This is a genomic window from Glycomyces sp. NPDC050141 (assembly GCF_055586545.1).
The window spans coordinates 73,983-86,696 of record NZ_JBVJHZ010000024.1 but is presented as its reverse complement, the minus strand read 5'-3'; the positions used below and the strand labels follow the sequence as shown (position 1 = coordinate 86,696).

Sequence of the window (12,714 nt, the reverse complement as noted above, 5' to 3'; positions counted from 1 at the left end):
TCCTGGGGCGCAGTGTGTTTGGCGACTGCTGTTGTACCAGGAGCTTCTTCCTTGCCCTGCAACGGAACTCACCCAGGATGAGAAGGGTTCAATGTCGACGCGCCCGACTCGTTCCAGGTCTATGTGCCGGGCGAACGCGCGGACATCGTCATGATCGTCTCCGGCATCAACACCGGCTACCTGCACGCGACCTGGGGAGATGTCTGGCGCTCCTACTCCCCCGAGTGGAAGGTCTGGCTGGAGGACACGGCGTTCAAGGTCTTCTACAAGGTCACCACGCGCCCGTGGGACAGCCGGTACTGCGACGGATGAGCGCCCTTCCTGCGCCATCGACGCGCGAGCGAACCGAAGACTTAACTCTCCCGGCGGGGCCGGTCGACCTGGTGGGGGTCGGCCGGCCCATCTTCGAATGTTGGCATGCCGCGCAACGACACGCGTGGTTGTGATCACATCGTCGAGCCTCCATACTGACTGGACCCCTCCCGGAAGGAGCTCCGGTGTCGAGTATCGAAGAAGCTTCTGGCTCAGTCGCCACGAATGCCGACAGCGCGCGCGAACTCGCCGGAAGCATCACGTCCTCGAAAGACCTCCTCGACTCATTGGCGGCGCGACTCGACGCCATCGGAGTGGAGACCACGGCGCGGCAGACGCAAGTCGCCGGAGACCGGGCGGAAGAACTCGCCGGCCATGCCAATGCTTTGGCCGATGCCCTCGATTCCCTTCGGCAGCAAGTCGATGCGCTCAAGGGTTTACTTGCGGGCGCCCTCCGAAGCGGTGCCGGACACGCCGACCGGGGCCGCGCTTCGCGTTCGGCTCCAGCGGCGGGAAGCGCCGCCGGGCAGGAGCCGCTGCCGCTCAAAGGACCGGTCGCCTCGGTCGCGCCGACCGGCATCAGCAAGCGGCACTTCCTCGGGAAACTCCAGATGAAGAGCCCGGCCAAAGAGCAGAACACCGTCGTGATGCCCGGCGTCGACACCGATGCCGACATCGCCGCGATCAAGACCGGCCGGGCCGCGTACGTGCGCGACAACCTCTACAAGGTCAACGACCGGACCTACGGCGTCAAGCCCACGGGGACGGTCTATCCCGTGCGCGGCAACGGCTTCGTGGAGCTGGACAAGCTCGAGTACACCGCGCTCAAAGGCCTGAAGGTCTACAAGGGGGACCGGGCGGCGGCCGAACGCGACCCGCAAATCGCCCGGTTCAGCCGCCACATGACGGATAAAACATGGGAAACTGCCCGAAACGTGTTCAATCAGGGACAGGAGCGGGCCTGATGCGCGACTACACGATCGTGTTCATAGAGCCGGTGGACCTCGGCGTCCTCGCGGCCGAAGCCGCCGACGCCTTCGCGATTCCCCGCGAGCAGATCGAGGTCTGGGACGGGAACGCCTTCGCCGCTCCCGTGGCCGGTCCGGTCATCGCCCAGGTCGCCGCCGGTTCGGGGCCGGGCGCGTATGCGGAGTTCGTCGGCTTCGACGCGTTCGCCTCGCATGCGGGCGAACCCGAACTCCTCGATGTGGCGGTGGAACTCGCTACGAGGCTGAAGCACCGGGCGGTCTTCGGACCGGAGACCGCCGAGGACTACCGCTGGACCCTCGTCGCCGCCGACGGCAGCCACGGCAAGGTCATACTCGACGACGACCGGCTCGACGACGGCGCGATCGCCATCCTCGGCACTGTCGAACCCATTAGCGGCGCACCGGAACTGCCGCAGGTCCCGGAATCGCTCTGAGCCAGTGGTGAAGACGTCCGCTAGTTCCCCGCGAGGTAGTCCTGCGCGTTGTCCAGGTACTCCTGGATCTGCTGCTCCCAGGCGTAGACCTCGGATTCGCGGTCGATGACCCTCTCGACGCTCATGCGGGCCCAGGCCTCGTCCGAACCGTCGCGCAGGCCGCTGCCCTCGGCGCACTCGGCGAAGTCGAGGGCCATGGTGAACTCGAACGCCACAGGGTCGGCGTCCTCGGCATCATCGGGGAGCGGCGGGACCTCCCCGCCCTGGCCGGTGACACCGCTGCCCTCGACCTGGCTCAGGTACTCCCACGTAGGCAGCCATCCCAGGTCGTCGAAGTCCCATTCGCCGTAGCCGCGTTCACTGAGGCAGATCAGGAAGTCGTCCTCCTGTTCGGCGTACTCGTTCGAGAGCTCGGCGTACAGCTCGCCGTCGCCGATCCAGGTGAGCGGGCTCTCCAGGTCCGGCCGGCTCCAGTAGTCCTCGCCGTCGACCTCCCGGTGGAACACCTCGCCGTAGACGATCTCGATGGTCTTCAGTTCGCAGCCGCCGAAGGGCGGCTGCGGGCCCAGCGCCTCGGTGTCGACCGCTTCGACCTCCTCCGGGGTGTCGGCCCCTTCGTAGGCCTCTGACACGGCCTGCTCATAGGCGGCTCGCTCCGGACCGACGAACGCCACGGTCCAGGACTCCTGGTACTCCTCGTCCGTCGCGTCCCACTCCGCGTACGCGGCGTCCTCGGCGGGATCATGCCAACCCTGTTCCTCGGCGGTGAAGGCGAGGAAGTCCAGGTCTTCGCGCATGGCAAGGGCCTCTTCGGATTCGGACGCCCATACCCAGGTGCCGAAACCGAACTTCTGCGCCTGCTCGACCGTGGGGATGCGCGAGTACGGGGCGTCGAAGCCCTCGAAGCGGTTGGGGTACGTGTTGCCGTGCAACGCGCTCGAATCGTGGACCGTGAAACCCTCGTCCTGCATGCACATGCTCGCGACCCGGGCCTCGGTCTGGCTGAGTTCCCAGGCCAGCGCGGAGCCGTTCACGATGCTGGCCTCGATGGCGGTGACGTCCTCGGCGGTGACCTCGGTTTCCGGATCTGAGCATCCGGTGAGCGCGAAGGCTCCGGCGAGCAGGGTGATCGCGGCACGGCGCATCTCGGCGACCGCCTTCCAAGGGGTTCAGGCAGGGCGGGACTGTCGCGCCACTGTAGCGAATCGTTCGAGAGGTCTACGACCGAAGTCCCGCGACCGAGACACGCCGCCGCAGCCTGTTGGCCGCCGGCGCACTCGGCACCCTTACCGTGGGTGCCATGGCTTTCGAACAACGTCCGGCAGGTGCCGAGGAGACAGGCGGGTCGGGTCGCCCGGTGCGGTTCCGTCCGGGCGGGTGCACGCCCGACCTGGAAACTGACTGGCACGCGGGCTGGCCGTCGCCGAAGCACGACCCGGCGCCGGAGATCCAGTCGCACTTCGCCGATGAGCACACGGTCGTCATGCGGCAGAACAAGTCCGTGAACTACGAGGCGCCGTTCATGTTCCTGCTGTTCGGCAATGACGCGGCGCTGCTCGTCGACACCGGCGCGACCCCTGAGCCGGAGTACTTCCCGCTGCGCGAGGTCGTGGACGCGCATATCGAGGCGTGGCTGCGGCGCCACCGGCGCGAGGAGTACCGGCTGGTCGTCGCGCACACGCACGGCCACGGCGACCACAAGGCCGCCGACGCGCAGTTCGCGGACCGTCCTGACACCACTGTGGTCGGTCCGGGTCTCGATGCGGTGCGGGCGTTCTACGGGTTCGAGGACTGGCCGCACACGCCGCGCCAGCTCGACCTGGGCGGCCGGGTGGTCGACGTCGTGCCGGGGCCGGGGCACCACGCGTCGGCGACGGTGTTCTACGACCGGTGGACGAGCCTGCTGCTCACCGGCGACACGTTCTACCCGGGTCGGCTGTACGTGCAGGACTGGGACGCGTTCGAGGCCACTGTGGACCGTCTGGTGGCGTGGTGCGAGGAGCACCCGGTGTCGCACCTGCTGGGCTGCCATGTCGAGATGTCCGTCGAACCGGGACTCGACTACCCGCGCGGCTCGACCTACCAGCCGGACGAGGCGGCGCTGCCGATGCGCGTGGAACAGCTCCGGGCGCTGCAGGAGGCCGTGCGGGAGATCGGCGGCGCGCCTGGTGTGCACAAGTACGACGACTTCCACATCTGGTACGAGGTCTGACCGCTGGAGGCGGCGTCGTAGGGTGGCCGGATGAGCCAGACCCCTGACGAGCCGCTGGCGATCCGCGGCTACGACGACCGGAACCGCAAGTTCGCGCACCTCACCGCGGACGCGCTCGGCGAGCGCGTGCGCGGGCTCGATGACGGGTCCCTGGAGTGGATCGTCGTGCAGCGGGTCCCGGACCTGCCGCACGACACGATCCAGGCCGCGGGCGAGTCCGGTTCCGGGCACGTCGAGGTGTCGTACCGGGTCGGCGACGAGCCGTGGCTGGAGACGACGCTGACCGTGGAGGCGGCGGCCGAGGTGTTCGTGGCCTGGGCGCGCAACGAACCCGGTTGGGAGGGAGCGCATCCCTGGGAGCCGGCGGACTGGTGGGACGAGGAGCCGGTGCCCGCGCCGTCCCCCGAAGCGGCCGCCGAGACCACGGTCCTGGCCGCCAAGTACCTCGAGATGGGGTACCTCTCGTTCGACCGGATGGTGCAGGACCTCGAGGAGATGTCCGAGTCGGACCCGCCGATCACGCGGGCCCAGGCGCGCGAGATTCTCGCCCCGATGTGGCGCGAGCGGGTCGCCGAGCAGGCGGACTGGGGCGTCACAGACTGCGACCGGCTGACCGAGGCGTTCGCGGCGATCGACAGGGGCGGGATCGTGGCGCGGGAGCATTTCGCGTGCTGCCAGCGCTGCGGCACCACCGAGATCTGGGACGAGGCCGACCCCGAGCACCGCGGGTATGTGTTCTTCCACATGCAGGACACCGAGTCCGCGCATGAGGGCGTGCTGTACCTCGCCTACGGATCGCGGTCGGACCTGGTGGAGGAGACGCTCGCGGTGGGGCATGACGTGGTCAAGACCCTGCAGGCGCACGGGTTCCAGACCGCTTGGGACGGTTCGGAAGAGACCCGGATCAGGATCACGGACCTGGAGTGGCGCAAGCGCCTGGAGTAGATCCCCTCAGACGTGGTCGCGCCAGGTGTGCTTCGGGTCGAAGCCGAGGAGCCTGCGGGCCTTGTCGATCGACAGGAGCGTCTCGTGGCCGGCGACGGGCCGCCTGAGCTCGAGGTCCGGGTAGTGGGCGGCAACGAGTTCCGGTGTCGGCGTGGACATCACGGTGTCCGGTGAGGCGATCACGAAGACCTCCTTGCCGGTTCCTTCGCGTTCGAGGCCGAGGCGGATCGCGAGCGCGCCGTCGCGGGCGTCGATGTAGGACCAGAGGTTCCAGTCCCGGAGCTTCGGGTCCTCGTTGAAGGCGGGGAACGCGGCGTAGTCCTCGACGTACATGACGTTGGAGAAGCGCAGGCCGGTGGCCTTGAGGGCGGGGTTCCAGCGGCAGAGCTGGCCGACCATGGCCTCTTCGAGGGTCTTGACGAGCGAGTAGGTGGACTCGGGCCGGGGCTCGTACTCCTCGTCGACCGGGAGGTAGGGCGGCGGGGTCTCGAAGGGCAGGCCGAGCACGGTCTCGCTTGAGGCCCATACGACGTTGTCGATGCCGGCGGTCTTGGCGGCGGCGAAGACGTTGTAGGTGCTGAGCATGTTGTTGTGGAAGACCGCCGAGTTCGGGCGCAGGCCCGGGGCGGGGATCGCGGCGAGGTGCACGACGGCGTCGAGGCGGTCGTACCGGTCGTCGACGCCGGTGAGGGCGGAGACGACCTGACCGTGATCGGCGAGGTCGATCTGCAGGAACGGCGCGAGGCCGTCCGGCGAGGGCGCGCGGTCGAGGTTGACGACCTCGTACCCGTGCTCCATCAGGTCGCGGACGCAGGCTCGTCCGAGTTTGCCGCTGCCGCCGGTCACCGCCACGCGTGCCATGCTCTTCCCCCATGTGTTGATCGGTACATCCGCCCGCAGCCTACGACCTGGAGCGCACTCCAGCCCAAACGGCCTGCTTATTGGGGTGCTTGCGCTTGTCTACCATCCCTAACCCCCACCCACCCCGGGGACCGTTGTCACCACGATGGCAGGGGGGTACGACAGAAACGCCCGGCTGCGGCGGCGGTGTCACCCGATCGTGGCAGAATCGCGCCGTGACCCCCTCCATTCGCATCGGATCCACCGAGATCATCGCCCTCGCCGATGGCGTGGGCCCCTTCCCGTTCACGTCCCGCGAAGGCGCCTTCCCGGAGGCCACCGCCGAGCAGTGGGCGGCGGTGGACCGGTTCGACCCCGGCGCCGTCGACGCCGAAGGCCGCTGGTCCCTCAACTTCCGGGCGTTCGCGATCCGCGGCCCCGAGGGCGTCACCGTGGTGGACGCCGGGATCGGCCCGGCCGACGCCGCCGCGACCTGGGCTCCGCTGCCCGGCAAACTGCCGGAGTCGCTGGCGGCGGCCGGCATCGACCCGTCTGAAGTGGACACCGTGGTGCTCACGCACCTCCACACCGACCACATCGGCTGGGCCGTCGTGGCCGAGGAGGCCGTGACCACGAGCGGGGACGGGCCGAGCACCGGCCTCGGCGCCTTCTTCCCCAACGCCGCCTACCTGATCCAGCGGGCCGAGTTCGACGCCGTCGACACGCTCAACCCGCAGCTGCGCGCGTCGCTGATCGACCCGCTCCAATCATCCGACCAGCTCCGGCTGCTCGACGGCGACGCGCCGCTGCGCGACGCGGGCCGGGTCGTCGCGACGCCGGGGCACACTCCCGGGCACCAGAGCGTGCTCGTCGCCGACGGCCGCGAGTCGGTGCTCATCACCGGCGACCTCCTCGTCCACGCGATCCAGGCGCTCTACCCGGAACTCGCCTACGTGTTCGAGATCGACCCCGAAGAGGCAAGGCGCTCAAGGGAACGGATGCTGGCGGCTCGAACGGCGGGCACGCTGCACGTGGCGTCCTCGCACTTGACCCAGCCGTTCGTCGCCTTGCCGCCGCTGTCGGCTTGAGGCCGAGCGCTCGGGCGAAGTCAGCGGCCGGGCGGGCGGGCCGCGTCGTCGCACGTCCGACTGCCAAGGCGCAGCTCCCGATCAGGCGTCGAGCCCGCCGAAGCGGGTGCGGTGCGGCCCTGCTCGTCGGGCATGCCGGAACGCTTGCGCCTTACGCGTCGGGCCGGCCGATGCCCAGGGCCTCGAGGTTGATCACGAGGTCGGCGCGGTGCCTGGCGGCGCGGATGCGCTCGGCGTTGCGCTCGTCGACGTCGGCGACCCAGGAGCGGGCGCGCTCGGGCGACTTCCCGAACCGCTCGTGCCGGGCCACGAGCCGCGCCAGCCGCAGCGGCTCGGGCGTCTCGCAGTACCAGACCTCGGTGAGGGCGGCCCGCACGCGCGGCCAGGGGCCGTCGTCGTCGAGGAGGTAGTTCCCTTCGGTGACCACGATGTCGGTCTCGGGCGGGACGGCGATCGAGCCGGCGACGGGTTCGCCGACGCGGCGGTCGAACTCGGGGGCGTAGACCGGTGCTTCGCGTTCGGCAGCGAGGCGTTCGAGCAGGGCGCGGTAGCCGTGGCCGTCGAAGGTGTCGATCGCGCCCTTGCGGTCACGGCGGCCGAGGCGCACGAGTTCGGCGTTCGCCAGGTGGAACCCGTCCATCGGGACCTGCACGGCCCGGCGGCCGTCGGCGTCGAGCGCGTGCGCGAGCCACGCGGCGGCGGTCGATTTGCCCGCGCCGGGGCAGCCCGCGATGCCGATGAGCACGCGGCCCGGCGCGGTGAGGGCCTTCGCGCGGTCCAACAGCGCCTGGGGGTCGTCTGCGATGTCCACGCGCCGAACCTAGCCGACGGCCCGCCCGCGCGGGTCCCCGGCGGTCCGGATTCGGGCGGGGAGGTGCTCCTGGAGGTCACGGCCGCCGGGGCGCGGTGATCGTGCCGAACGGTTGACCGATTGCAGGGCGGGGCCGAGCGGGTGCGCCTGCTCGGCCCCGCTGCCGCGTCCTGACCTGGTGTCTTGCGGAAATACATACCCTGGCACTACTATGCATAGAACCTCAAGGCATAGAACTACTAGGGTTAGGAGGCGCCCCCTCATGCACATCACGAAAGACCTCGTCGCCGCCTCGGCGACCCCGCTCGTACTCGGCATCCTCGCCGAGGAGGAGAGCTACGGCTACGCGATCCTCAAGGAGATCAGCGAACGCTCCGGCGGCCGCCTCGAATGGACCGAGGGCCTGCTCTACCCCCTCCTCCACCGCCTCGAGAGGCTCGGCTACGTCGAGTCCCACTGGCGCACCCCCGAGGGCGGCCGCCGCCGCAAGTACTACGCCATCACCCCCGACGGCCGCAGAGAACTGGCCGAGCAGCGCCGGCAGTGGGACGCCGTCACCGAAGCGCTGCAAGACATCTGGAAGGCCACGCGATCGGCCCCGCCGATCGCCGGGCCCGTATTGGAGGGGTGACATGACCGAGAACGACGACCTGGAGACGCAGATCGCCGAGTGGCGCTCCTACATGCTCCGCCGCCGCGCCGTCGCCACCGCCGACGTGGACGAGCTCGAAGACCACCTCCGCGAGCGCGTCGCCGACCTCACCACCACGGGCCTCCACGCCGACGAGGCCTTCCTCATCGCCGTGAAACGCATGGGCCGCATGGACGAGCTCTCCCGCGAGTTCGCCCGCGAGCACTCCGACCGGCTGTGGAAGCAGCTCGTCCTCACCGACGAGGACGCCTCCGCCGCGGCCGAGCGCCGCCGCGGCCTCCTCGTCATGGTCGTGTGCGCGACCCTCGGCGTCCTCGCCGTGAAGCTCCCCGCGCTGTTCGGCTTCGGGTTCGACGACAGCGCCGAGTTCTACGTCCGCAACCTGGGCCTGCTCGTGCTCGCGCCGCTCACCGCCTACCTGGCGTGGCGGCGCGCCGTCAGCCGCGGCACCGTGCTCGCGCTGACCGGCCTGTTCGCGCTCGGGGCGGTCGCCGCGAACGCGTACCCGCTCGCCAGTGCCTCGAACTACGGAGATTCCCAGTCCATAGTGCTCACCGCGATCCACCTGCCGCTCGCGCTGTGGCTCGTCGTCGGGATCGCCTACGCCGCAGGCGAATGGCGCTCGGGCCAGAAGCGCATGGACTTCATCCGGTTCACCGGCGAGTGGTTCATCTACTTCGTGCTCATCTGCCTCGGCGGCAGCGTGCTCACCGGGATCACCGCGGGCACCTTCAACGCCATCGGGATCGACGCCGAGACGTTCATCAGCGAGTGGCTCGTCCCCTGCGGCGGCGCGGCCGCCGTGGTCGTCGCGGCATGGCTGGTCGAGGCGAAGCAGTCCGTCATCGAGAACATGGCGCCGGTGCTCACCCGCGTGTTCACGCCGCTGTTCGCGGTGACGCTCGTGGCCGTGCTCGTCGCGATCGGCGTGACCAGCAACGCCATCGACGTCGAGCGCGACATGCTCATCCTGTTCGACCTGCTCCTGGTGGTCGTGCTCGGCCTGGTCCTGTACTCGATCTCGGCCCGCGACCCCGGCGCGCCCGCCGGGTTCTTCGACTGGATGCAGCTCGCGCTCGTCGTGGCGGCCCTGCTCATCGACGTGCTCGTGCTCGTCGCGATCACCGGCCGCATCACCGAATGGGGCTTCACGCCGAACAAGAGCGCCGCGCTCGGCGAGAACCTGGTCCTGTTCGTGAACCTCGCCTGGACGGCCTGGCTGTACTGGCGGATCGTCCAGGGCCGCAAGACGTTCGCGCGGCTCGAGAAGTGGCAGACCGACTACGTGCCGGTGTACGCCGCCTGGGCGTGGACCGTGGTGCTGGTCTTCCCGCCGCTCTTCGCCTTCGCGTAAAGCGAACCCCGGGCCGCCGAAAGCGGCCCGGGATTCGTCCTATTCGGAGCTGAACGCGGCGTCGAAGGAGGCCGCGGGCTTGTCGAAGTTCAAGCCCCGCACGTATTCGAGGGCCTCGGGGGCGCCGCGCAGGCGGTCCATCCCGGCGTCCTCCCACTCGATCGAGATGGGGCCCGCGTACCCGATCGAGTTGAGCACGCGGAAGCAGTCCTCCCAGGGCACGTCGCCGTGGCCCGTGGAAACGAAGTCCCACCCGCGCCGCGGGTCGCCCCAGGGCAGGTGCGAGGAGAGCCGCCCGTTGCGGCCGTCGAAACGGCGGCGCGTGTCCTTGCAGTCGACGTGGTAGATCCGCTCCCGGAAGTCCCACAGGAACGCCGCCGGGTCGATGTCCTGCCACACCATGTGGCTCGGGTCCCAGTTGAGCCCGAACGCGGTCCGGTGCCCCACCGCTTCGAGCGCGCGCTGCGTCGACCAGTAGTCGTAGGCGATCTCCGAGGGGTGCACCTCGTGCGCGAACCGGACGCCTTCTGCGTCGAACACGTCCAGGATCGGGTTCCAGCGGGCCGCGAAGTCGTCGTAGCCCGCCTCGATCACGGCCTCTGACACGGGCGGGAACATCGCCACGTACTTCCATACCGCCGAGCCGGTGAAGCCCACGACCGTGTCGACGCCGAGTTTCGCGGCCGCGCGCGCGGTCGCCTGCATCTCCTCGGCGGCACGCTCGCGGACCCCTTCGGGCTTCCCGTCGCCCCAGACGCGGGCCGGGACGATCGCGCGGTGCCGGTCGTCGATCGGGTCGTCGCAGACCGCTTGGCCCACAAGGTGGTTCGAGATCGTCCACAGGCCGAGCCCGTACGATTCGAGGATCGCCTTGCGCTCGGCCACGTAGTCGTCGTCCTCGGCGGCCCGCACCACGTCGAGGTGGTCGCCCCAGCAGGCGACCTCGAGCCCGTCGTAGCCCCAGCCCGAGGCGAGGCGGCACACCTCCTCGAACGGGAGGTCGGCCCACTGGCCGGTGAACAGCGTGATCGGTCTAGTCATCGGTGAGACTCCTCAGGAAGGCGAGTCCGTCGACGGCGAGGGCGTCTTGGCTCGGTGCCAGCGGCCGCCAGATCGAGGCGGCCGCGGCAATGGTTGCATTGTGCGAGGTGAACGACTCGATCACGAGCGGGCCGGGGTATCCGGCCAGGTCGAGCGCGTACAGGAGGGCACGCCAGTCAAGGTGGTCGCGCCCCGGGGAACCCCGGTCGTTGGCGCAGACCTGGACGTGCCCGATCCGGTCCCCGGCGCGGATGATCGCGGCCGGGAGGTCGGTCTCCTCGATGTTCATGTGGTAGACGTCAAGGGCCAGTGCGGTTCCCGGCAGATCGTCCAATGCGTCCAGTGCCTGGTCGACGGTGTTGACCAGGCTGGTCTCGTAGCGGTTCAAGGGTTCGACGGCGACGGTGACGCCGCGCTCGGCCGCGTACTCGGCGACCGGGGCGAGGTTCCGGCGGAGCTCCCGGTAGGCCGCGGGCCGGTCCTCGATGCGCCAGGTGCGGCCGACCGAGGCGTACGCGGGACCCGCGATCACCTTGGAGCCCACCGCGACCGCCGCGTCCACGACGCGACGCAGGTACTCCTGGGTCCCGGCGACCACGGCGTGCGGGGCGGCCACGAGCTCGCGGCCCGGTCCCATCACGAGCACCACCGTGGCGTCGAGGCCGAGTTCGTCCAGGAGTTCCCTGGCGCGCACCGGGTCCCAGTCGCCCGGGGACTCGACGGGGAGCTCGATCGCGTCGAACCCCCAGTCGCGGATCGCGGGCGCGAGCCGGGCCAGGGCCTCGTCGTCGAGCGGCGAGGCCCAGACCCACGTGTTGACGCCGATCGCTCGGGTCAACGGTCGCGCCAGGCGTCGGGGAAGCCGGGCAGGTCCTCGCCGCCGAACTTCGCATAATGCAGCGAAGGCATGTCGGCGTTGCGTTCGAGGTAGTCGTCCAAGTCGGCCTCCGTGATCGGCTCCTGCGGCAGCACCCACTCCGCCGGGACCTGCTCGCCGTTCAGGATCATTGTGGCAGCGAGCACCGGTGTGCGCCACTGGAAGTTCGAGTAGACCGGCGCGATCGCGGTCATCCCGGTCTCCTTCCACTTCCGCATGAACGACAGCTCGTCCTCCCCGGCCATCACCGGGTACGGCTTCCCGGCGTCCTCGAACGCCTCGATCGCGGCCACCGCGCCGTCCCCGGCGTCCATCCAGATGCCGTCCACGTCGCCGCGCTGCAGGTACTGGGTGACGATGTTCTTGATCTCGGCCGCGTCGCCGCCGGTGAACTCGTTGCCGAGGACCTCGATCTCGGAGTCCCCGAAGATCTGCTGCGCCGCGGCCCAGCGGTGTTCGAGCACGTCCACGCCCGGGAGGATGCGCAGCGCGAGCACCTTCGACCCCGGTTCGAGGTTGTCGACCAGGAACTCGGCGGCGTCCGCGCCGTACGCGTAGCCGCCGATCGGGTGGATGAACGTGGTCGCGCAGTCGGTGTTGACGCCGCGGTCGAACACGATCACGGGAATCCCTGAGGCGCACGCGGTCTCGACAGCGGGCGTGAGCGTCGCAGTCGTGGACGGCGAGATGATGAGCGCGTCGCATTCGCCGGAGTCGACGAACGCCTGGATGTCGGAGATCTGCTGGTCGTCGTCGTCACCGGCGTCCGAGGTGCGGAACTCGCCGATGGCCCCGGCCTCCTGGAGGACCTTCACCTGCTCCTGCATGGTGATCCAGCCCGTGACGCGCCAAGGGTTGGAGACTGAGGCATTTGAGAAGCACACGGTGGCGTCGCCGCCCTCGCGTTTGAACCCGCTCGTGTCGACCCATTCGGGTTCGATGGCCTGCAGCCACGGCGCGGCCGGGTCGCCTTCGGGTTCGATGTCGCGCTGGGCGAGCTGCTCGTCGTACTCGGCCTGGACGAACCACTCATCGCCGGATTCTGCGGTGGTGGCGTCGGCTTCGGGTTCGGTCGGGGTGTCGGTGGTGCAGCCGGTCGCGAGGAGCAGCCCGAGGGCGGCCGCCGCGGCGGAGGCTAGGCGTGTCGTCTGCATGATGC

Annotated in this window: 14 protein-coding genes; 8 read left to right on the top strand and 6 right to left on the bottom strand. The window is 69.7% G+C overall.

The features are described from left to right. The first annotated feature begins 123 nt into the window (after positions 1–123). The 3 genes from ACZ60M_RS15765 to ACZ60M_RS15755 all read left to right on the top strand — a co-directional run bounded on the left by ACZ60M_RS15765 (position 124) and on the right by ACZ60M_RS15755 (position 1,735). Positions 124–312: a hypothetical protein gene (locus tag ACZ60M_RS15765; protein ID WP_465418629.1), complete on the top strand. Its 189-nt coding sequence runs from the start codon at positions 124–126 to the stop codon at positions 310–312. A gap of 185 nt (positions 313–497) precedes the next feature. Continuing rightward, positions 498–1,277: a hypothetical protein gene (locus tag ACZ60M_RS15760; protein ID WP_465418627.1), complete on the top strand. Its 780-nt coding sequence runs from the start codon at positions 498–500 to the stop codon at positions 1,275–1,277. Next, on the top strand, positions 1,277–1,735 hold the full coding sequence (locus ACZ60M_RS15755) for a hypothetical protein (RefSeq protein ID WP_465418625.1): 459 nt from the start codon (positions 1,277–1,279) through the stop codon (positions 1,733–1,735). The genes ACZ60M_RS15760 and ACZ60M_RS15755 overlap by 1 nt, the downstream gene beginning before the upstream one ends. A gap of 20 nt (positions 1,736–1,755) precedes the next feature. Here the strand turns inward: ACZ60M_RS15755 and ACZ60M_RS15750 are convergent, their stop codons facing one another. Then, complete coding sequence (locus ACZ60M_RS15750) at positions 1,756–2,880, bottom strand: hypothetical protein (protein WP_465418624.1); 1,125 nt, start codon at positions 2,878–2,880, stop codon at positions 1,756–1,758. A gap of 155 nt (positions 2,881–3,035) precedes the next feature. On the opposite strand from ACZ60M_RS15750, the gene ACZ60M_RS15745 reads away from it, so the two are divergent. Both ACZ60M_RS15745 and ACZ60M_RS15740 read left to right on the top strand, forming a co-directional pair. Beyond that, positions 3,036–3,947 carry an MBL fold metallo-hydrolase gene (locus ACZ60M_RS15745; protein ID WP_465418622.1) on the top strand — a complete coding sequence of 304 codons (912 nt, stop codon included), beginning with the start codon at positions 3,036–3,038 and terminating at the stop codon, positions 3,945–3,947. Positions 3,948–3,977: 30 nt separating this feature from the next. Further along, positions 3,978–4,892 carry a DUF6891 domain-containing protein gene (locus tag ACZ60M_RS15740; protein WP_465418620.1) on the top strand — a complete coding sequence of 305 codons (915 nt, stop codon included), beginning with the start codon at positions 3,978–3,980 and terminating at the stop codon, positions 4,890–4,892. A gap of 6 nt (positions 4,893–4,898) precedes the next feature. Here the strand turns inward: ACZ60M_RS15740 and ACZ60M_RS15735 are convergent, their stop codons facing one another. After that, positions 4,899–5,753: an NAD-dependent epimerase/dehydratase family protein gene (locus tag ACZ60M_RS15735; RefSeq protein WP_465418618.1), complete on the bottom strand. Its 855-nt coding sequence runs from the start codon at positions 5,751–5,753 to the stop codon at positions 4,899–4,901. 215 nt (positions 5,754–5,968) lie between these two features. On the opposite strand from ACZ60M_RS15735, the gene ACZ60M_RS15730 reads away from it, so the two are divergent. Further along, positions 5,969–6,820, top strand: a complete 852-nt coding sequence (locus tag ACZ60M_RS15730) for an MBL fold metallo-hydrolase (protein WP_465418616.1) — start codon at positions 5,969–5,971, stop codon at positions 6,818–6,820. 151 nt (positions 6,821–6,971) lie between these two features. Here the strand turns inward: ACZ60M_RS15730 and ACZ60M_RS15725 are convergent, their stop codons facing one another. Then, a complete protein-coding gene (locus tag ACZ60M_RS15725) occupies positions 6,972–7,631 on the bottom strand; it encodes a nucleoside/nucleotide kinase family protein (protein WP_465418614.1) in 660 nt (219 codons plus the stop codon). 262 nt (positions 7,632–7,893) lie between these two features. Here ACZ60M_RS15725 and ACZ60M_RS15720 point away from each other — a divergent pair, with 262 nt between their 5' ends. Together ACZ60M_RS15720 and ACZ60M_RS15715 are read left to right on the top strand one after the other, a co-directional pair. After that, the gene (locus ACZ60M_RS15720; RefSeq protein WP_465418612.1) at positions 7,894–8,262 is read left to right on the top strand and encodes a PadR family transcriptional regulator; all 369 of its coding nucleotides are present in this window, start codon (positions 7,894–7,896) and stop codon (positions 8,260–8,262) included. A 1-nt stretch (position 8,263) separates the two neighbouring features. Continuing rightward, on the top strand, positions 8,264–9,637 hold the full coding sequence (locus ACZ60M_RS15715) for a permease prefix domain 1-containing protein (RefSeq protein ID WP_465418610.1): 1,374 nt from the start codon (positions 8,264–8,266) through the stop codon (positions 9,635–9,637). 39 nt (positions 9,638–9,676) lie between these two features. Here the strand turns inward: ACZ60M_RS15715 and ACZ60M_RS15710 are convergent, their stop codons facing one another. Genes ACZ60M_RS15710 through ACZ60M_RS15700 form a run of 3 tightly spaced genes read right to left on the bottom strand, consistent with a single transcriptional unit; the run spans position 9,677 to position 12,709 of the window. Beyond that, positions 9,677–10,678 (bottom strand): sugar phosphate isomerase/epimerase family protein, encoded by a 1,002-nt coding sequence (locus tag ACZ60M_RS15710; RefSeq protein ID WP_465418609.1) that lies wholly within the window; start codon positions 10,676–10,678, stop codon positions 9,677–9,679. Continuing rightward, positions 10,671–11,516, bottom strand: coding sequence for a sugar phosphate isomerase/epimerase family protein (locus ACZ60M_RS15705; RefSeq protein ID WP_465418607.1), 846 nt, complete (start codon positions 11,514–11,516; stop codon positions 10,671–10,673). The genes ACZ60M_RS15710 and ACZ60M_RS15705 overlap by 8 nt, the downstream gene beginning before the upstream one ends. Next, a complete protein-coding gene (locus tag ACZ60M_RS15700) occupies positions 11,513–12,709 on the bottom strand; it encodes a substrate-binding domain-containing protein (protein WP_465418605.1) in 1,197 nt (398 codons plus the stop codon). Before ACZ60M_RS15700 ends, ACZ60M_RS15705 begins: the two co-directional genes overlap by 4 nt. Between the last annotated feature and the right edge of the window lie 5 nt (positions 12,710–12,714).